The organism is candidate division WOR-3 bacterium, assembly GCA_039802205.1.
In the GTDB taxonomy this organism is placed as follows: domain Bacteria; phylum Hydrothermota; class Tepidihabitantia; order SM23-42; family JAOAFX01; genus JAOAFX01.
The window spans coordinates 22,353-41,613 of the sequence record JBDRWD010000017.1; the positions used below are offsets into that span (position 1 = coordinate 22,353).

Annotated in this window: 13 protein-coding genes; 4 read left to right on the forward strand and 9 right to left on the reverse strand. The window is 41.3% G+C overall.

Features of this window, described 5'->3' with window-relative positions:
* Nucleotides 1–68: 68 nt before the first annotated feature.
* The 3 genes from ABIL39_05425 (at nucleotide 69) to ABIL39_05435 (ending at nucleotide 5,482) form a co-directional block, all read left to right on the forward strand.
* Nucleotides 69–2,912 (forward strand): HEAT repeat domain-containing protein, encoded by a 2,844-nt coding sequence (locus tag ABIL39_05425; GenBank protein ID MEO0165560.1) that lies wholly within the window; start codon nucleotides 69–71, stop codon nucleotides 2,910–2,912.
* Nucleotides 2,913–3,130: 218 nt separating this feature from the next.
* Nucleotides 3,131–5,140 (forward strand): NAD-dependent DNA ligase LigA, encoded by a 2,010-nt coding sequence (ligA, locus tag ABIL39_05430; protein ID MEO0165561.1) that lies wholly within the window; start codon nucleotides 3,131–3,133, stop codon nucleotides 5,138–5,140.
* A gap of 72 nt (nucleotides 5,141–5,212) precedes the next feature.
* Nucleotides 5,213–5,482, forward strand: a complete 270-nt coding sequence (locus ABIL39_05435; GenBank protein ID MEO0165562.1) for a late competence development ComFB family protein — start codon at nucleotides 5,213–5,215, stop codon at nucleotides 5,480–5,482.
* Here the strand turns inward: ABIL39_05435 and ABIL39_05440 are convergent.
* The 9 genes from ABIL39_05440 to ABIL39_05480 form a co-directional block, all read right to left on the reverse strand.
* Nucleotides 5,479–5,847 carry a hypothetical protein gene (locus ABIL39_05440; GenBank protein ID MEO0165563.1) on the reverse strand — a complete coding sequence of 123 codons (369 nt, stop codon included), beginning with the start codon at nucleotides 5,845–5,847 and terminating at the stop codon, nucleotides 5,479–5,481. The genes ABIL39_05435 and ABIL39_05440 overlap by 4 nt on opposite strands.
* Nucleotides 5,848–5,859: 12 nt before the next feature.
* Entirely contained in the window at nucleotides 5,860–6,270 is a 411-nt protein-coding gene (locus ABIL39_05445; protein MEO0165564.1) for a hypothetical protein, read from the reverse strand.
* Nucleotides 6,267–8,882: a valine--tRNA ligase gene (locus tag ABIL39_05450; protein ID MEO0165565.1), complete on the reverse strand. Its 2,616-nt coding sequence runs from the start codon at nucleotides 8,880–8,882 to the stop codon at nucleotides 6,267–6,269. Before ABIL39_05450 ends, ABIL39_05445 begins: the two co-directional genes overlap by 4 nt.
* A gap of 331 nt (nucleotides 8,883–9,213) precedes the next feature.
* On the reverse strand, nucleotides 9,214–10,092 hold the full coding sequence (mutM, locus tag ABIL39_05455) for a bifunctional DNA-formamidopyrimidine glycosylase/DNA-(apurinic or apyrimidinic site) lyase (GenBank protein MEO0165566.1): 879 nt from the start codon (nucleotides 10,090–10,092) through the stop codon (nucleotides 9,214–9,216).
* Nucleotides 10,092–12,362, reverse strand: a complete 2,271-nt coding sequence (locus tag ABIL39_05460) for an AsmA family protein (GenBank protein ID MEO0165567.1) — start codon at nucleotides 12,360–12,362, stop codon at nucleotides 10,092–10,094. The genes mutM and ABIL39_05460 overlap by 1 nt, the downstream gene beginning before the upstream one ends.
* 12 nt (nucleotides 12,363–12,374) lie before the next feature.
* Nucleotides 12,375–13,013 carry a site-2 protease family protein gene (locus ABIL39_05465; protein MEO0165568.1) on the reverse strand — a complete coding sequence of 213 codons (639 nt, stop codon included), beginning with the start codon at nucleotides 13,011–13,013 and terminating at the stop codon, nucleotides 12,375–12,377.
* Nucleotides 12,995–14,161 carry a hypothetical protein gene (locus tag ABIL39_05470; protein ID MEO0165569.1) on the reverse strand — a complete coding sequence of 389 codons (1,167 nt, stop codon included), beginning with the start codon at nucleotides 14,159–14,161 and terminating at the stop codon, nucleotides 12,995–12,997. The genes ABIL39_05465 and ABIL39_05470 overlap by 19 nt, the downstream gene beginning before the upstream one ends.
* Nucleotides 14,097–14,387 (reverse strand): DUF3467 domain-containing protein, encoded by a 291-nt coding sequence (locus ABIL39_05475; protein MEO0165570.1) that lies wholly within the window; start codon nucleotides 14,385–14,387, stop codon nucleotides 14,097–14,099. The genes ABIL39_05470 and ABIL39_05475 overlap by 65 nt, the downstream gene beginning before the upstream one ends.
* A gap of 81 nt (nucleotides 14,388–14,468) precedes the next feature.
* Nucleotides 14,469–17,936: a tetratricopeptide repeat protein gene (locus tag ABIL39_05480; GenBank protein MEO0165571.1), complete on the reverse strand. Its 3,468-nt coding sequence runs from the start codon at nucleotides 17,934–17,936 to the stop codon at nucleotides 14,469–14,471.
* Between the two features lie 629 nt (nucleotides 17,937–18,565).
* Here ABIL39_05480 and ABIL39_05485 point away from each other — a divergent pair.
* Nucleotides 18,566–19,129: a hypothetical protein gene (locus tag ABIL39_05485; protein MEO0165572.1), complete on the forward strand. Its 564-nt coding sequence runs from the start codon at nucleotides 18,566–18,568 to the stop codon at nucleotides 19,127–19,129.
* Nucleotides 19,130–19,261: the final 132 nt, after the last annotated feature.

The window sequence follows — 19,261 nt, forward strand, 5'->3', positions numbered from 1 at the left end:
AGAAGGGATGTTGAATTTAGGTATTTAGGAATTTAGGTGTTTAGGTATTTTTTTCTAAAGGGGGTTACATGGCCACATTCATTTTATTTTTGACCCTGCCCTTACCACAACCTGATACCTTATGGAAGGTAGAGCAGAAATATATTTTTGAAGGTTTGGAACTTTTAAATTTATCAAAAATTGACTTAGAATATGATAAACACTGGATTCAGGATAGTTTTCGGCTAAAGGTCATTAAAAATTTAATGGATAAACCAATGTCGGTTCCTGATTATGTTTTACATTCGGGAAACACAATAAAAAATTTAAAAACCCCATCGGATTATATTAAATTTTGTGCTGGAGAGATTATTGGGCAAAATCTATCTAGGACATTCAATGTAGGGCAAGGCGTCAGCCTTGCAGACAAAACCAAAATACCCGTAGGGCAAGGCTTTAGCCTTGCAGAACTTAAATCGGATGTTTTGATCTCTTTAATAAAAGATGTCTATACGGACACAAAAAAACATCTTGATAAGGCATTTATGAAAATCACACCCGAACAAAAAGATAGTCTAATCTACACCGCCCCATCACTCTGGGCAGATGAGGCCGACTCTATTGAGCGTGGTTATGCGGGTGCTCTGCACAAAGAATTTGGCATTGAGCGTGACACCGGGACCACGCTTGAAACTGTTGAATTATTAAAATTAGCCAAAAAGATAGATATTTGTGAAATACATTGTGCGGGTATCATTCTTGCCCAAGGAATTGAAAAGATAAAAGCGATTGCTGAAAAATTATCTAAGCAAGAAAATCTATCTTACAAAGAGATATCAGGGGTTAAAGGACTTGTTTACGATTCTTTTGAACTGCCCGGCGGATTTAAGGGTGTTATCGGTGGTATTGATGACAATATCTATTACGATGATTTTGCAGTAATCATTGATCTGGGCGGCAATGATACATATCTTGGTCGGTGTGCCGGTGCGGTCGGAGAATTGAATACTCCGGTGAGCTTTGTCATTGACCTTTCTGGTGATGATGTATATAGGAATTATAACAAACTTGTCAATCAGGGTGCTGGTTTATTTGGTGCAGGGATACTATGGGATTTATCAGGGAATGATACATATACTGGATTCCATATCAGTCAGGGTGCAGGATTATTCGGAATCGGTATGCTCATTGACGAAGAAGGTTTTGATAATTATCGGGGTGGTTACTTTGTTCAGGGAGCGGGAAATTTTGGCTCAGGAATTTTAATTGATTATAAAGAAGATGACATTTATCATTCATATTGTTGGGCACAAGGGATGGGGGGTGTTTGGGGATATGGACTACTTTTTGATAAAGATGGTGATGATCTGTATTATGCGGGTGGCAAATATCTCCATATGCCCTTGGATCCTGACCAGTATCGTTCATTTGCCCAGGGTTTTGGTTTTGGTTGGCGGGATGTAGCATCAGGTGGGATTGGATTTTTGTATGATTGTTCTGGGAATGATAAATATATCTCTGAGGTCTATGGGCAGGCAACCTCATACTGGTTTGCACTCGGTATGCTCCTTGATGAACAGGGAAATGATTTATATTCTGCAGCCCAATATTCTCAGGGTGCAGGTATACATTTGTCAGTCGGTGGTCTTCTGGATTTAGAAGGGGATGACCATTATTTTAGTAGATTTGGTCCTGCCCAGGGCGAAGGTCATGATGTGGCAGTTGGCTGGCTTTTAGATAAGGACGGTGATGATGTATACTATGCATCAGGTGGGCAGGGGATAGGTCTTACAAACTCTGTTGGAATATTTGTTGATACCAGGGGTAATGATGATTACTGTTCAAGGGAAGGGATGAGTCAAGGGGGTGCAAACTGGTCAAGGGGGACTGGTGGGATAGGTTTGTTTATTGATTTGCAGGGTGAAGATAGATATGCAGAGAAAGACAAGGGTAAGAATAATCATATTTGGACTTCTGGCACCTATGCCTTAGGAATGGACCTTGAGGCAGTAGAACCGAAAAAAGAACCCTGGGAAGATACGATTACCACATTCCCCGAACTTGATACAATGCAAAGTGATTCCGCGAAAATGGCAAGGCTTTTTTATTATGGTTCGTTGTGGGAGGTCCGGGCGGATATTCCTAAGGCAAAGACAGGCAGAAGGATCTTAATAAATGAGTTCAAAGAAAGGGCTGTTGAGTATATCTTTAAAAATGAGATGCGGACATTTGATGGTCTCAAACTTCGGGCGATTGAAGAAGTTTTCAAGGCATTCAAGGACACCGCTGCTTTTTATTTATACCAGGGTCTGCATAATGAAAATGATACAATTGTCAGAAATTCTATTTATCTTTTTGGACAACTCGAATACACAAAGGCAAAAGATACATTGAGATTGATGCTTGAGAAGAAGCCCGAAGATAAGGTTGCTGGTGTTTTGATCTATACACTCGGGAAATTGAAGGATACCCTTGCGATTCAAATTTTTAATCAATACTACAGACACAAGAACGAAAGAATGAGACTGCGTGTTGCTGAGGCGCTGCAGAATATTAAAGACACAACAGGATTGCCGATTTTGGTTAAACTTCTAACGGATTCATCTTATATTGTAAAAGTTGCAGCAATGGAAGGAATGGCACAACTCGGCAAATACGCGCTGGATAGGGTAGAGGGAGAATTAAAGACCGTGCGGAAAGAACACTATCTTGCCCTTTTAATAAAGACAATGGCGAAGATATACGCAAAAATGGATAACAAGGAAAAGACAACTGAGTACAAGAAACATCTTGCTGAAATTGTTAAGAAGTATCTCAAATCTGATTACCCAGCACTGAAAAAAGAAACACAGAAATTTATTGATTTAATCGAAGGCAGAGGTCTGCTGGAGTCTGAAGAATTATTTCTTTTTCCCGAAGATATTATGGATTAGAAAATAAATAATGTGAGGCGAGGTTCCAGCTTAAAGGAAATAGAAGATGTAAATCTAAAGAGACTGTTTAATGATTCAAATTTTGTTGATAGCCGCATTCTGAAGGTAGCGACTACCTCTAATAATCCAGCGCGCATAAAATTAATTTGACAAAAAACAGAGGGGCCTAGAGAATGCTGCAGTCTTGACATCATTTCAAAATTATTTATAATATCTTAATGAAACTTGAAGAGGCAAAAAAAGAGATTGAAAAATTGCGCAAAGAGATAAACTACCACAATTATCGTTACTATGTTCTTAACCAACCCGTCATTTCGGATTACGAATATGATCAGTTATATAAAAGATTGGTGGAACTGGAAAAGAAATTTCCGGAATTGATCACCCCGGATTCGCCTACCCAGCGCGTGGGAGGTGAACCTTTAAAGGAATTCAAGACAGTAGAACATAAAATAAAGATGCTCAGTCTTGATAATACCTATTCCGAAGAAGAACTTTTGGAATTCGATCGTCGTGTAAAAAAAGGTCTGGGGCGAACAGTTAAGTATGAGGTGACCCTTAAGATTGATGGCGTTGCAGTTACTCTTCATTACAAAGATGGTAAATTTGTCCTCGGTGCCACCCGGGGCGACGGCATCCACGGTGATGATATCACCCAGAATATAAAAACTATCAAGTCAGTGCCATTGGAATTGCTTACCGATGATCCGGAATTGAAGAATATTGAGGTGCGGGGAGAAGTCTATCTTTCCAAGAAAAATTTTGAGAAGATTAATAAAGAGCGTGAAGAAAAAGGCGAACCAATTTTTGCCAATCCGCGTAATGCTGCGGCTGGGACCTTAAAACTTCTGGATCCGAAAGAAGTCGCCAGACGAAATCTTGACCTTTTTATTCATACCATTCCGGTCCAGCCCGGACCACATCATACCTCACATTTTGAGACTTTAAAGAAACTCGGAACTGCTGGTTTTAAGGTAGTGCCCCATATTGAATTATGCAACGATATCAATGAAGTCATAAAATATATGAAAAAGTGGCAGGATAAGCGTGATGAGCTTGAATATGAAGTAGATGGATTGGTTATCAAGGTCGATAATTTTGCAGACCGGGAACTGTTAGGTTATACGATAAAAAGCCCGCGCTGGGCAATAGCTTATAAATATCCCGCTCGCCAGGCAATAACGAAGTTAAAAGATATCCAATTACAGGTGGGGAGAACCGGACGGGTGACGCCGGTGGCTATTTTAGAACCGGTGCCATTATCGGGCACGACGATTTCCCGGGCAACACTACATAACGAGGACGAAATTAAAAGAAAGGACATAAGGATTGGTGATTATGTGATAATTGAAAAAGGTGGTGAGGTAATACCTAAGGTTGTGGGTGTGGTGAAAGAGCGGCGCACCGGCAAGGAGCGAATTTTTAAGTTTCCAGAAAAATGTCCGGTTTGTGGCGAGAAAATTTATCGTCTGGAAGGCGAGGCTGACTGGCGCTGTGTCAATTCTTCCTGTCCGGCACAGATCAAAGCCGCAATCTTACATTTTGCCTCCAGACAGGCAATGGATATTGAAGGACTGGGTGAGGTTTTAGTAAATAAACTTGTGGATCTCGGAATAGTAAAGAGTTTTGATGATATTTATAAACTGCAATTGAAGACGATTGCCGATTTGGAAAGGATGGGAGAGAAATCCGCCCAGAATTTGATAAATGCGATCGAAAAGAGCAAAGAACGCGATTTTGTGAATGTTCTCTATGCCCTGGGGATACCCAATGTTGGCATAAATGCTTCAAATCTGTTGGCAAACGAATTCAAGAATATTGATAATCTGATGAATGCCAGTTTTGAACAACTCACTGCGATTCCTGGCATCGGTGAGGTTGTTGCCGAAGGGATTATAAATTATTTCAAGAGCCCCAAAAACCGGCGGCTCATTGAAAATTTAAAAAAGGCAGGATTAAAATTTGAGACAGAAAAAGTGGTATCCGAGGGTCCGTTAAAGAATAAGACCTTTGTCTTCACCGGAGAACTATCTTCAATGACCCGTGAGGAGGCGCAGGCAATAGTGCGCAAACTGGGCGGTCATCCTTCAAGTTCGGTCTCCAAAAATACCGATTATGTGGTAGTGGGCACCGCACCTGGTTCAAAGTATGAAAAGGCAAAAAAACTCGGGGTGAAGATAATTGATGAACAGGAATTTTTAAAGATGATCAAGGGTTTTAAAAAATGATAAGAATCCGGCACAAAAATCCCAAGTTAGTGGTAGAACTTATTTTGCAAAATTGAATATTGAGGAGGCTGGATGGAGATAAAGCCTGAAAATTATATTGAAAAAATCGTCCGGGAGGAACTGGATAATCTTTACAAACGCGATGCGACCATCTGCCGTTGCCCCAATTGTTACCAGGATATCATGACCCTGACATTAAATAATCTCCCCGCCATGTATGTAGCCAGTGATGTTGGTCATATCATGACGATGTTTAATCTCAGCAAGGACCAGATACAAGCGCAGGTCCTGGTAGAACTATTGAAGGCAGTAGAAAAGGTTCGACAGAATCCCCGCCATTAAAAATTTATTTTGTATAACACGCTGACTTTATCAATATTGCATTCCACATCAAAGTTATACATCTTCGCACCCACATAGGCATCGGCAACCGCATATCCGAATAAAAACAATTCCCACCACAGAAAGGAATTCCGTGCTGCATAGTCCCTTTCCTGATGATTTTTATAGGCAAAATAACCGAGGGCTATCTCACCAGCACCAATACACACGCCGGGTAGATACCGTTCGGTATAAAACTGCCCACCCCCTGGGAGCAAACAGAAAAGCATCGCCTTGCCCGCAGATTTTTTCCCGCCCCATAATGGATTGATTAATAAAGTCAAAAATATTAAAACCGAGAGCTTTTTGATATCGAAGAGTCTCATCTTTCTGCGGACTTATTTTGTATACTTATAGTCAAACCGCTCAATGGAGTCGATTACTGCGGTAAAGTACATTGACCGGTAAGCCAGCCGCTGTTCATGCATGAAGCGAAGCAGATCCGCAAGTCTTTTCAAGGCATTGGGGGCCGATATATAGATTTCAATCCCCTGGTACCGACGGTCAAATTGGCGCATTATTTCTACCTCTCCATAGGGAGTTAGTTTATCATCCTGGAATAATTTTTCTACCGGTAATCGTTCAAAATCACTCCTTATGCCTTTCTCGCTCTTTATCGTCTCTTCCCACATCTTTATCTCTTCCTTCAATCGGTCGGTGCTGTTTTTAACTGGTAGATATTGGGTCCGGTAAAATAAATAACCAAAGATGATAAAGATGACAAGTAAAATCCAGGGAATGTATCTCATAGATTTTCAATTGCCTGTTTGATATAGGAAAGCCGTTCCAGAGATTCCTCTAAGCGCCTTTCCTCTTTTTCCTTGATTTCGGGTTTTACCTGATTTACATACATTGGATTATTCAACCGGTTTTTTATTTCATCAATTCTTCTGGTAAGGAAAGCAATCTCGGCTTCCAGACGCTCTCTTTCTTTTCTGGTATCAATACCCTGGAGGATCACATAGGCAACGATTTTAGGCATAACGATTGTGGCACAGGAGACCTTGGGCTTATTACCAAAGACAAGCGTATTTATCTGTGCTAGTCTCTGGAATAGGGGGGTGTTGAAATCAATGCGCTTTTTTCTTTCGTCATCGGTCATGACCACAATATTCAATTTTTCACCACTCGGGATTGAGAATAACCCGCGGATATTGCGCAATTCTTCAATCAATTTTATAATTTCGCAGACATATGGAGGGGTTTGTGGGATATCAAGTTTACGGGGATATTCATCGAGTAGAATACTCTTTTTCTTATCGTGGAATTTCTGGTATAATTCTTCGGTGATAAAGGGGATATAGGGGTGGAATACTTTTAATAATTGTTTGAGCAGAAATTTTGCACAATTCTTTTTATCATAGGGCGGGATTTTTATTATCTCTAAATACCAGTCGCAGAAGGTATGCCAGAAGAAGTCATAGAGCCGCTTGCTGAAGGCATTCAACTCAAAATTATTCAAAAATTGTTCACCGTCGGTTAATAAATCATTGAATTCGTTTAAAATCCAGATATCAAAATCATTCAATACCTCGGGCAGATCTTCGGGCAGATGGGCAAAAGAGGTAAAGATCAACCGGCTCGCATTCCATAGTTTATTGCAGAATTTCCTTCCTACATCGATTGATTTCTCACTATATAGGACATCCTGTTCCCGGGGAGTGATCAGCATAAGTCCCAAGCGCAAGGCATCAGCACCGTATTTTTCAATCAAATCCATGGGTTCGGGTGAATTCCCCAGGCTTTTTGACATCTTCCGACCTTTCTCATCGCGAATCATCGGGTGAAAGACAACATTGCTGAAGGGTATATTTTTGGTAAACTCCAATCCCGCCATGATCATCCTTGCTACCCAGAGGTAGATGATATCCCAACCTGTGGCTAAGGTTTGGGTAGGATAAAAACGTCTGAAGTCTTCAGTATCATCAGGCCAACCCAAAGTCGCAAAAGGCCAGAGCCAGGATGAGAACCAGGTGTCCAGCACATCCTCATCCTGGTAAATCTCTGTGGAACCACAATTCGGGCATCTCTCGGGCTTGGTTTCGGCAACAATAATCCCTTGGATCACGCCGTTTTTCTCTGCCTCCGGGTTATAACATTTTTTACAGTAATATATCGGAATCCGATGACCCCACCAGAGTTGCCTGGAGATGCACCAGTCCTTTACATTCTCCAGCCAATGATTATAAAGATTTATCCACCGTCTGGGGTAGATTCTGATTTTGCCTTCTTTTACCACCCTGAGTGCAGGTTCGGCCAGGGGTTTCATCCGGACAAACCATTGTTTTGACAGCCGTGGTTCAATCGGTGTTCCACAACGCTCGCAGATACCCATGGGCACTGTATAATTTTCAATCCGCTCCAAAAGTTTTAGCCGATCAAGGTGTTCAATGATTCTTTTTCGTGCTTCAAACCTTTCAATCCCTTGGTATTCGCCTGCATTCTCATTGAGAGTGCCATCAGGGTTCATGATATTTATAATTGCCAGTTTGTGTTTTTGAGAAAGTTCAAAATCAAACGGGTCATGGGCAGGAGTTACTTTTAAGGCGCCAGTTCCAAATTCGGGGTCCACATAACTGTCCGCAATAATTGGAATTTCCCGGTCCATAATCGGCAGGATTGCGGTTTTACCTATTAAATTCTGGTATCTCGGGTCGTCAGGATTCACACAGACTGCAGTATCGCCCAGCATCGTCTCGGGCCTGGTCGTCGCCACCGTGATGAATTCCGGGGTATTCTTTATAGGATATTTGATATAATAAAGTTTTCCGGCTTTATTTTCGTTCTCCACCTGCTCATCAGAGAGGGCAGTAAGACATCGGGGACACCAGTTGATGATTCTTTCACCCCGATATATCAACCCTTTTTTATAGAGGTCAACAAAGACCTTTATCACTTTCTTTGAGTATTCTTCAGAAAGGGTGAAATGTTCCCGTGTCCAGTCTAATGCACAGCCCATCTTCTTTAACTGCATCCTTATTACATCGGCATATTCTTCCTTCCATCTCCAGACTTCTTCCAAAAATTTTTCCCGGCCCAGTTCTTCCTTTTTAATCCCTCTTGGCAAGAGTCTTTCTTCTTCTACCTTTACCTGGGTTGCAATTCCCGCATGGTCCATTCCCGGAACCCAGAGTGTCTCATACCCGCACATTTTCTTATATCTAATCAGAACATCCTGTATTGTATTATTGAGAATATGTCCAAGGGTGAGCCTTCCTGTTACATTGGGTGGAGGAATGGTGATTGTGTAAGTTGGTTTGTTTGAATTTAAATCCGGGGTGAATAGCTTTTCTTTTAACCAGAAATCGTATATCCGGTCTTCAATCCCTTTCGGTTCATATCGGGTTGAGAAATCTTCCATATATTAAATATACATAGAATTTTCTTTAAGTCAATATATCCTTATTTTTCACATTCCCATATCTGTAGTGGCAGAGCTTACTCTGCAATAATCAATGTCGAGCAAACTCGACTACCACAAAAGATGGTTATTGGGCATGGATGCTGGTATAATAATTGGTCTTTGGTTTTAAATATGGAGTTAATCCGTAAGGATTTTATCTATTAAAATCCCCTTTAGTCCCCCTTTTCTAAAGGGGGAAAGAGCGAGATTAGTAGGAACAAGCGTAGCACTCCTGCGAATGAAATGATCCCGCATCTCAATTTTTCGAAATCCGCAATGCCGTTCTCAATCACTTCTGGCATTTTGGACAATATCGCGTTGACCGATTACCTACCTTTGTCAACACGATCCTTGCCCCACACTTCTTACAGGGTTTGCCTTCCTGGTCATAAACATACAAAAAATTCTGGAAATTACCGGTTTTTCCGTCCGTCCTTCTGTAATCAGATACTGTTGTTCCGCATTCATCAATCCCTTTCTTTAATACCTGTTTTATCGCCAATAGGAGTTTGAATATCTCATCGGTCTTTAATGTATTTGCCCTTCTTGTCGGTCTTATTCCAGCATGGAACAGTGCCTCATCTGAATAGATATTCCCCACACCCGCACATATACACTGGTCAAGCAATACAGATTTTATCTTTGCCTTGCGATTTTTTATTTTATCTTTGAAATACGCGAAGTCGTATTCCGGTGATAATGGTTCATAACTCAGGTTAAAGAATCCTTTTAAAACCCTTGGCCTTTCGTCTTCTTCTATCAAATAAACCCTTCCCAGTGCCCTCGGCTCACTGAAGAGAAGCAATTTATCTTCTAACTCTATTATCAACCTCACAAATTTTGCTTTTTCATTAAACACAAATGTTTCTAATTTGGAGTTTAAAAACTGTTTAGGATTTGCGATTTTTGGTTTTTTTAGAATGAATATCCTTCCTGACAATCGCAAATGAAATATCAATCTTTTCCCATTGCTCAAAACAATGATGAGATATTTTGCCCTTCTTATTACATCTAAGACTCTTTCATTTATCAAATTCCTACAGAATTTCTCGGGTAAGGGATAGCCGATTATATCTCTTCTTAGAATTTCACAATCAAGAATCCTCTGGTTTATTATTTCTGATTTTAATTCTCTTTTTATCGTTTCAACCTCAGGTAGTTCTGGCATTATTTCTTGAACAAATCTCTTAGTTTCTTCTCCAGTTCCTTCTTCTTTTTATCGTATTCTTCTTTTATCTTACCCTTGAGGCGTTCTTTTATCTTATCTGTATCCAGCCTGAACTGAGGGGAGAATAACTTGCCAGTGGCAAGGATATCCAGTGTTGCCCTTCCTTGGGGGTCATAGGATAATAACCAGTCTGCATGGTAATTTTTGAGCAGGTCCGATTCCCTCTTATTAAGGGTAAGGGTGAGGTTGAGTCTTATGTCGCCATCAAGTTTTACATAGCCATCAACCAGAAAATTTCCTATATCGGTCGCCATAGACCAGTCTTCGATATGGGCACGGCCATTCTCAATCTTGTAAGATAAGACAAGGTCATTGAAGTTAATGGTCCTTCTCTCCTTGAAGCCAAGCCATTCGCATAACCGATTGAGAAATTCAAAGTTGTTAAAGGCTCCGTTGAGGAGTTTTACATTACCTGAAGCCGAGAGGTTGGCGATCACCTGTTTCTGCTGGAAACCCATACCGCTGAAATTGTTCACACCGGTGAGTCTGCCGGTCAGGTTTTCAAATTTCAGAAAGCGCTTTAAGATTTTCTGGACATTTATATTCTCCATCAAGCTGTGAATCCGGTAGGGTTCTGGACTGTTGATATTGTAGTAAAAATCAAACTGGACCTTGCCATCAAATGTCTCAGCACTACAATTCCGGAGGTCAATGATCCCGTTTTCATATTTAATGGTGGTATTGATATTTTTGAATTCCATATCCATCCCTGTGAGCCGGTTTATCTTCACATTACCCTGGATTGTCACGGGAATTCCTTTCTGTTCAGCCTTTTTTTCTTGGCGGGTTTTTGGGAATAATTCATCTAAATCAATAAGATTGGATGAATTATTGATCTGGATGATAGGGTGCTGGAAGTTCGATACATAACCATTCAAGGAAAAATCTGACCGGCCGATGTGCCCTGAGCATTCGGTAATCTTTGCTCCGTCATTCTGAACGGTCCCTTTAACCCGGAAATTGGTTATCGGCTTTGCCAGTCCGATTCCATCAATGGTTGCATCGGTGATTGCATACTCGCCAAAATAAGTAATCTTTTCTATACTTCCTTTCAGGGCAATATTCAAACTGACATCCCCAGATAATTTCATACCCGCACTCTGGTCTGAGAGGTTTTCAATATCCCTAAGATTCAGCGCTGATTTTACAATGAGGTCAAGAAGGGGCTTTTTTAGGTCATTTATTGATCCAGTGATATCGAACCGTGAGTTTCCTATCAGCCCCTGGATGATGATATTCTTGATGGAGTTGAGGTCGAAGGAAAAACTACCGTTGATTTTCTGGATTGGTTGTTTCAGTTCGGGTAATTTAATTGTGATATTCACCAGTTCACATTGACCATTTATTTTGGGTTCTTTTGTATTACCCAGGATTTTTGCCTCAGCCCTTATTGAGCCGGATAAGCGTTCAATCTTTACCTTTTGTGGAAAGAGCTCCCGCAATTTCGCTATTTCGGGGATGAGTAAATGTGCATTCAGGTTCAATAATTCTGCTTTTTCAATTGTGCCCGAAACCTGGACTTCGATCGGATCATAGACAATTTTTAATTCTTTCAGGTCGATATTTCGGGTCAGGGTATCATACTCTAAGGTGTTGTTTATCTTCAAGGCGACCACCGGTAGCGTTTTACTTTTTGCCTCCATAGTCTGTTGGCCGCTGATGGTAAGGAGGTTTTTGGCGATGGTGATTTGCTGTTTTATATCCTGGATATTGAAGGTGGTATTGGTTATCGCATCTTCATAGGAAAGGCTTGTCCGTTCAATATCAATCCGGTCAATGACGATGCGAAAATCCGGTCCCTCAAATTTTTGTAAGCGCGGGATTGTGATATTGTAGTAATTATCCTTATTCCTTTCAATGTTGAACTTGGCACCGTCAATGGTGATGCTATTGACAACAACCTGGCGCCTGAATAGGGGAAAGAGCCGCAAATTCAATCGCACTTCTTTTATCTCCACCATTTTTCGGTCACTGAACCCGGGCGGATTCTTCAAAGATAGATCTTCAATACCGATGGAAATCTTAAATCCTAATTTCAACGCAACATTTCCTACATCTACCGGATAATTGATGGCTTCAGATGCCATCCGGGCAACTAAATTCTTGAGATAAGCGGGTGTGAGAAATGATCGGATTGCGATATAACCGATCACGATTAAAAGTACGATTATTCCGAGAATGATCCCTAAAATTTTTAATAATTTCTTCATCTCCGCCTCCTTTTAAATCAAAATATGCCCGGAAAAAATAACGCTGAACAATTTTACAAATGGGCCAATCCAGCCCCAGAGTACCGGGAAGCCCAGGTTATCGATGAATATCAGCGCAAGGAGTAAGAAAAAACCATACCGTTCCATTTCATACTCCAGGGATTTATATTGATAAGGAAGGAGGTTGAATAGTATTTTGGAACCATCCAGAGGTGGAATTGGGATGAGATTAAAAGCACAGAGCACAAGATTGAAATAGAGACTCAATTTTAACATTAGCAATATTGGAAAAATGACAGCAGGACTGAAATGTGTGGTGTTAAGCAGACGCAGGAGTAAGCCCGAGACCATGGCGAGGAGGAAGTTTGCACCTGGCCCGGCAAGGGAGGTGAAGATTATTCCCTTTTTAAGATTATAAAAGTTATACGGATTTACTGGAACCGGTTTTGCCCAGCCAAATCTGAAGAACAAAAATGCAAGAAATCCAATCGGGTCAATATGTTTCAGGGGATTGAAGGTCAGTCGTCCCTGCCACTTTGCGGTTGGATCGCCCATTCGTAAGGCAGCAAACCCGTGGAAGTATTCATGGACAGTGAGGGCGAGGAGAAGTGGGGGAAGCGACAATAATAACTCTAAGATACGTTCAGCCATTTTTTGATCACCTCCAACGACTCTTTTTTTGATTTCACCAATCCATCGAGTTGCATCTTATGGATCCCGGAGAGGACTTCTCTAAATATCGGTCCGGGTTTTAGATTCAACGCCAGCAGGTCATTGCCCCGGATAAGGGGTTTTATCTTGCTTAAGATATAATACCTCCTTATTTTTTTTCGCAAACTTTTATACAGTCTACCCAGCAACCTTATGACCCGGGGATTGACATTACGCAGGGCATAAAAGATTTCGCTATTCAGTTTCGCATCCTTTAATGTATTCCGGATGCGCTGGAGATTCTGAAAATTGCTCACGAGTTCTTCTTCCTCTTTGCTCAGAGGAAATTTATCCTCCAGAAGACTCAAAAAATAGTAAAGTCTCAAATCCTCGGGAATTTTTTTAATTAAGTTGAGTTTCTTGATATCAAATTCCAGGACCTCGTATTTATGGAGATCTTTTAAAGTACGCAGATAGGTTTTTTCTTCAAAAATCAAACGCAGTTCATTCAGGATGCGCTGTTTTGATACTTTTTTCAATACCCGCAACCATACCGCTTCATAGATTAATTTCTCGGTCTTGGGTTCTAATTTGAAATTAAGCCGGTTTTTGTAGCGTAATGCCCGGAAGATCCGGGTGGGGTCATCCAAAAAACTCTTGGGATGGATTACCCGTATCCAGCGTTTTTCAAGATAGATGCGACCTAAGAAAGGATCAAGCCATCTTATTCGTTCTTTTTTTAATTCAAGAGCCATTGCATTTATCGAAAAATCCCGGCGCCGTAGGTCGCCGTGGATATCGGATTCAAATACCTGGGGCAGGGCACCGGGCTTGGGATAAATTTCATCTCTGGTCATCGCAATATCAACCCGGGTTCGATTCTTAAAAATCGTCGCTGTGCCAAAGTCCGGATGGATTTCCAGTTTGCCCTGGAGGATTTTATTTAATTCCCGGGCAGCTTTCAATGCATCCCCATGGACTGCGATATCAATATCCCTGGTCTTCCTTCCTAAAAGGGTGTCTCTAATGATACCACCGACCAGGTAAGCTTCGTATTCTGAGTTAAGAAAGAAATCGACGACCTTACTTAAAACCGATTTCTTTCTCTTCTTTACCAAAGATTTTAATTTTTCCAAACCGTTCTTCATACTTTTTGAGATTCTCTTCAAGGGCCTCTTTCAATAAATAGGCATTCTGTGGGGTCATTATGATTCTTGAGAACACCTTTGCTTTTTGGAGCCCTGGTAGCATCCGTGCAAAGTCAAGGATGAACTCCGAAGGTGAATGGGCAATCAGCACAAAATTAGAGTATACTCCATCCGAGTGTTCGGGACTTAATTCAATATTGATGGGTGGTCTTTTTTCTTCATCCATTATCGCTCCTTTTGTTTAATTATATCCAATAACGGCTGTTAATCAAGTCTGAATAAATTTTCAAAAACCGATTATACTCTATTATTTTTTCTGTGCACCAGAACCGGGTTTAAAATCTTTTGCTACTTCTTCAATGCGGTGTATCAATCCCAGTTCCTTAAAAAGGGCTGACGCCTTTGCAAAATAAGTGGCGGACCCTTCTGTTATCATGACCGGTGATTTTTGTTCCTCAAGATTTTTCAGCAAACAGGCATACTCGAAATAGCATTCTGCCAGTTCTTTTTTCTGCCTTAACTCGGTGTAGATTTGTATCGCCTTTAAGAAATATTCTTCTGCTTTCGGGGAATGGTGGGCATCCGGATAATGTGCGTATATTTTGCCGTAGGTGAAATAACAATTTGCCTTTTCCGGTTTTGAATTTATCTCTTCAGCAAATTTATAGCCCTTATCCACCAACCCGATTACTTCTTCAAAATCTCTCCCTTGGCGCAGTAAAACTTGGGCGAGCAAACAGTAGGTATGTATCAGCGTGGATTTATCACCAATCAGTTCCAAAACTTCTTTTGCGTTTAAAAGATAACCTTCGGCTTCTTTCAGTTCATCAATTTTCAAATTCACCATTCCGAGATTGTTATTAACAATGCCGATGCCCTGTTGATTACCGGTTCGTTCAAAAATTGCCAACGATTGCTGATAGACTTCCCTTGCCTGGTCGTATGCCCCGATATCATAATACACCAATCCTAAGTTGCTCCCGGTAACAGCAAAACCATGTTTATCACCGATTTCTTCAAAAATTTCCCGGGTTTTCTTATACACCGCTATCGCCCTATCATAGGCATTTTCCTTGTAGTAAATAATCCCCAGATTGATGTGGGCGATACCCAGACTTCTCCGGTCACCGATTTCTTCAAAGATTTTTAGAGCCTGCTGGTATGCACCTATTGCATCTTTATAATCGCCCTTATCCATATAGACATTGCCCAGATTATTCATGGCAATGCCAGTGCCGCGTTTATCACCTACTCGTTCATAAATTGCCAATGATTTTTTATAGGCTTCAATTGCCTGGTCATACTTCCCTTTATCATAGAGAATCGTTCCCCAGTTATTGAACCCTTTCGCACGTATGTTTTCCAACCTCGGGTTTAGATGGGTCGTCGACAGTTTCTCAGTTATCTTCAATCCTTCTTCGATTTCTTTTAGTGCCTCCTCCATCATTCCCTTGATTCTTAAGGAGGTGGCTCTTGAGAAATGAATTTCGGCTTTTTCCATCAGTCCTTCTGGAGAATTATCTGTCAACTTTACTAACTCCTCGCCCAGCACCATCAATGCCTCATCCCAGCTTCCCTGATTCTGATAGACTCCGGCAATCTTTCTTTGTGCCATCACTTTAGTGATTGTATCATCAGTTACATTAAAAACCTCTTCATAATTTTTGATTGCCTTTTCATATTCCCCTTTTAGGGCATAAATATCGCCGAGGGCTTCCAATGCCTCAATGAAAACCGATTGATAATCTGTCTCTGGAGGTTGTTCTTCTTTTATCATCGATAAAATTTTTTCAAAATATCCCTTTGCCTCTTCATTCGCATACCGGTCTTTTGCCTTCTTTCCAGCCTTTTTTAGCCACTCCAGCGCCTTTTTCAGTTCATCGCTCTGGCTATACTGATAGGCGAGAATCTCGGTGAAATCATCCAGTCGGTGAGAAAATGCCTGCTCTATCGCCGCGCCGACGCGGCGGTGGAGTTCCCGGCGTTTTTTCTTCACCAGACTGTTATACACCACCTCCTGAATCAGGGGATGATTAAAGGTATAGGCTAAATCCGATTCAGTCTCCAATCTTCTGATATATCCCATCTCCTCCAGGGTGGCTAAATGGAATGTGAGCATGAGTTCTTCAAACCCATTGAGCATTTCTAATATCCGCACATAGAAATTCCTGCCCATCACCGCAGCAGCCTGGAGAATTTTGCGGAGTTCTGGACTGAGCCTGTCTAATCGGGCAGTGAGTAAAGCCTGGAGCGTATCCGGTATGGCAATGGATTGGATATCAGCGGTCATGCGCCAGACACCAGCTTCCAGCACCAGATAGCCACCATCAATAAGAGACCGTATGAGTTCTTCCAGATAAAAAGGGTTGCCCTCAGCCTTTTTAAGCAATTTATCGCACAGTGTCTGAGGAAAACCGGGACTTTTTAATAAATTAGCGATAATCTGGCTACTGGCATGGATATCAAGGGGCTTGAGGATTATTTTCAAATAAATATCCGGCAGTCTTTTCTTTAGTTTTTCTATAAAACGGTAACCCGGCAGTTCTGTTTCAAGCCGCAATATCGCGAGCAGAAAAAAGGGAAAGGGCCGGGGTGAAGAGAAGATGAAATCCAATAATTCCAGGGATTCGGCATCTATCCAGTGGAAATCGTCAATTGCGAGAATAACCGGCTGGTCATGGGCTATCCGGGCAAAAAGCCTGCATACACTCAAAAAAATCTGGAGTTTCAAATCCCGGGGTGTGAGATATTTAATCTTTTCTTCTAATTCCTCAGAAAAACGGATGGAAAAAAGATAGCCTAAATAGGGGAGCACCTCTCCATATTCATCTCTGAAGAATTCCTGAGCCTTTTTGAGCAATTTTGCTTGTATCACTTCTAAGGAATCGGCATCAGAAATTTTAAAGATTTGCTTTATTATCTGTAAAATCGGCAGAAAAGGAATTGCATCACCAAAGGAAAGGCAAGCAGTCTCAAGAAGCAGAAAGGGTGTTGAGACTTCAGAGGAGAGGTATTTTTTAAATTCCATAAAAAGCCTTGATTTGCCAATACCGGCATCGCCCAAGATAAAGCCGGCGCCAAATTCACCTTTTGCTATCTTTTTTACCCATTCCTGAAGCAATGCCAACTCCTCGTCCCTTCCTACAAGGGGTGAGGATATCCCGTGAATTCCTCTTTTGGGTTCGGGTTTTTCTTTTAACCTCAAAGGTTTGAAAATCCTCACCGGTTTTTCTATGCCTTTCACCACCACTGGGTCCAATATCTCATATTCAAAAAGATACCTTGAAGCCCGGTAGACCGTTTCTGAGACGATGATTTCACCCCTCTGGGCAATATCTTTTAATCGGGAAGTCAAGTTTACTACATCGCCCATCACTGTCCATTCTTTTTTCTCTTCGGAACCGACTTCGCCTGCGACCACAATCCCGGAATTGATACCTATATGGAGGCCCAGATCCGTCTTTTTCTTTAATTTTTTGCTGATACACTCGTTCACCTCGGGAATGAGTTCCAGCATTCTTAATCCCGCCTTTATTGCCCTTTCCGGGTCATCTTCATGGGCAAAAGGCAGTCCGAATAAAGCAATCACCAGATCGCCTTCATACTTATGGACTATGCCACCCTGGTCAATGATAGGTTTATTCAATATCTCAAAAGTGGTATTTGCAACTTCCTGGACATCTTCAGGGTCAAGTTGGGAAGATAAGGCAGTAAAGCCCGAAAGGTCCGCGAAGATGATGGTGATAAGTCTTCTTTCCTGAGGTTTAAGGTCCATTGTATCAACCCTACTTTCTACGATTGCTCAGGAAAAAGAAGTGGTTTTAAAATCGGTTCGGTCATTTTACCATTTCCTGAATTTATTCTACTGATATTTTTCCGCCTGTCAAGAAAAATGAATTTTTAGGGCGAGATTGTAGCCTCGCAAAAATGGTAGTCGCTGGCTTTAGCCTGCACCGAATTTTATTGATGATCCACCCGGTAGTCGCAGGCTTCAGCCTGCGCCGAAATATCTCATGTGCAAATTTGTAAAGAAATATCTCATGTGCAAATTTGTAAAGGTAATCAATGATTTAGCGTTTGGTATTTTTGTTGGACAAGGGTTTCACCTTGCATAAATAAGAGATGCCAATTTGAAGTCATCGGATAGTAACCGGTAAAATGGTAGTCGCTGGCTTTAGCCTGCGGGTAAATCTTTTTACATCCCAGAATATTTCGCACCCTGAAGGGTGCGGCTACCGCTAATAATCCAGTGCATAAAAATAATTTGACAAAAAAATTGGAGTGGAGTCAGAAAATCACTCGCCGTCTTGACTTTTTCAGGATTTTGAATATGATATTATTAACAACAGGGAGGTGAAACATAAAAAATCTTTAGGCACTATATTGAGCATGAAAGGGGGTGTTATGAGAACAATCGTAATAACTCTAATCCCTTTTGTATGTGCTCTTGCTCAAAATCTGCTCGTCAATGGAGATTTTGAGCAGGATATAAGTGTAGGGTGGACTAAGGATACTTCAGGTTATTCTATCTATATCGACCGTGCTACCGATTATGAACCAGACCCTGATTATGAGCTGCGTGTAGAAAAACAGACGAGTAGTGGTTATGCCCGGGTGAAACAGATTGTTGATATTCCATCGGTAAATAATATCACCTTTTCGGTCAAGGCAAAACTCTATGCCTATGATAATAATGCGGATACATTGACCTTCGCGGCTGCTGCGGTTATCATTGGCTATCGTAATTCAAGTGGTGTTCTTTTAGGTGAGACTCGAATCTGTCAGTTTACTGCACCCTGTCCTTGGCAGAATACTCCAACCTGCCATCTGATTATGGTGAACGATTCGCTCTGGCATACTCATTCATTTAGTTTATCGAGTGAGTTGCAGAATCTACCTGGTGTGAATCCGGCGAATGTTCAAAAGATTGAAATTGCTTTTTATGATACCACTGCCCATACTTGCTGAGGGGCACAGCAATTGGCGAAGGTCTTCGCCGATGATGTGCAATTGCTCTATTTGGGCAATAAACCTTATTTAGTACTTTCCCGCACCTCAGTCGTCAATGACAACAATAACAACGGCAAACTCGATCCAGGC

Bases quoted from the DNA above. Each gene is read 5' to 3' on its own strand.
- ABIL39_05425 (MEO0165560.1), top strand. From the start codon at position 69: ATGGCCACATTCATTTTATTTTTGACCCTGCCCTTACCACAACCTGAT.
- ligA (MEO0165561.1), top strand. From the start codon at position 3,131: ATGAAACTTGAAGAGGCAAAAAAAGAGATTGAAAAATTGCGCAAAGAG.
- ABIL39_05435 (MEO0165562.1), top strand. From the start codon at position 5,213: ATGGAGATAAAGCCTGAAAATTATATTGAAAAAATCGTCCGGGAGGAA.
- ABIL39_05440 (MEO0165563.1), bottom strand. From the start codon at position 5,847: ATGAGACTCTTCGATATCAAAAAGCTCTCGGTTTTAATATTTTTGACT.
- ABIL39_05445 (MEO0165564.1), bottom strand. From the start codon at position 6,270: ATGAGATACATTCCCTGGATTTTACTTGTCATCTTTATCATCTTTGGT.
- ABIL39_05450 (MEO0165565.1), bottom strand. From the start codon at position 8,882: ATGGAAGATTTCTCAACCCGATATGAACCGAAAGGGATTGAAGACCGG.
- mutM (MEO0165566.1), bottom strand. From the start codon at position 10,092: ATGCCAGAACTACCTGAGGTTGAAACGATAAAAAGAGAATTAAAATCA.
- ABIL39_05460 (MEO0165567.1), bottom strand. From the start codon at position 12,362: ATGAAGAAATTATTAAAAATTTTAGGGATCATTCTCGGAATAATCGTA.
- ABIL39_05465 (MEO0165568.1), bottom strand. From the start codon at position 13,013: ATGGCTGAACGTATCTTAGAGTTATTATTGTCGCTTCCCCCACTTCTC.
- ABIL39_05470 (MEO0165569.1), bottom strand. From the start codon at position 14,161: ATGAAGAACGGTTTGGAAAAATTAAAATCTTTGGTAAAGAAGAGAAAG.
- ABIL39_05475 (MEO0165570.1), bottom strand. From the start codon at position 14,387: ATGGATGAAGAAAAAAGACCACCCATCAATATTGAATTAAGTCCCGAA.
- ABIL39_05480 (MEO0165571.1), bottom strand. From the start codon at position 17,936: ATGGACCTTAAACCTCAGGAAAGAAGACTTATCACCATCATCTTCGCG.
- ABIL39_05485 (MEO0165572.1), top strand. From the start codon at position 18,566: ATGAGAACAATCGTAATAACTCTAATCCCTTTTGTATGTGCTCTTGCT.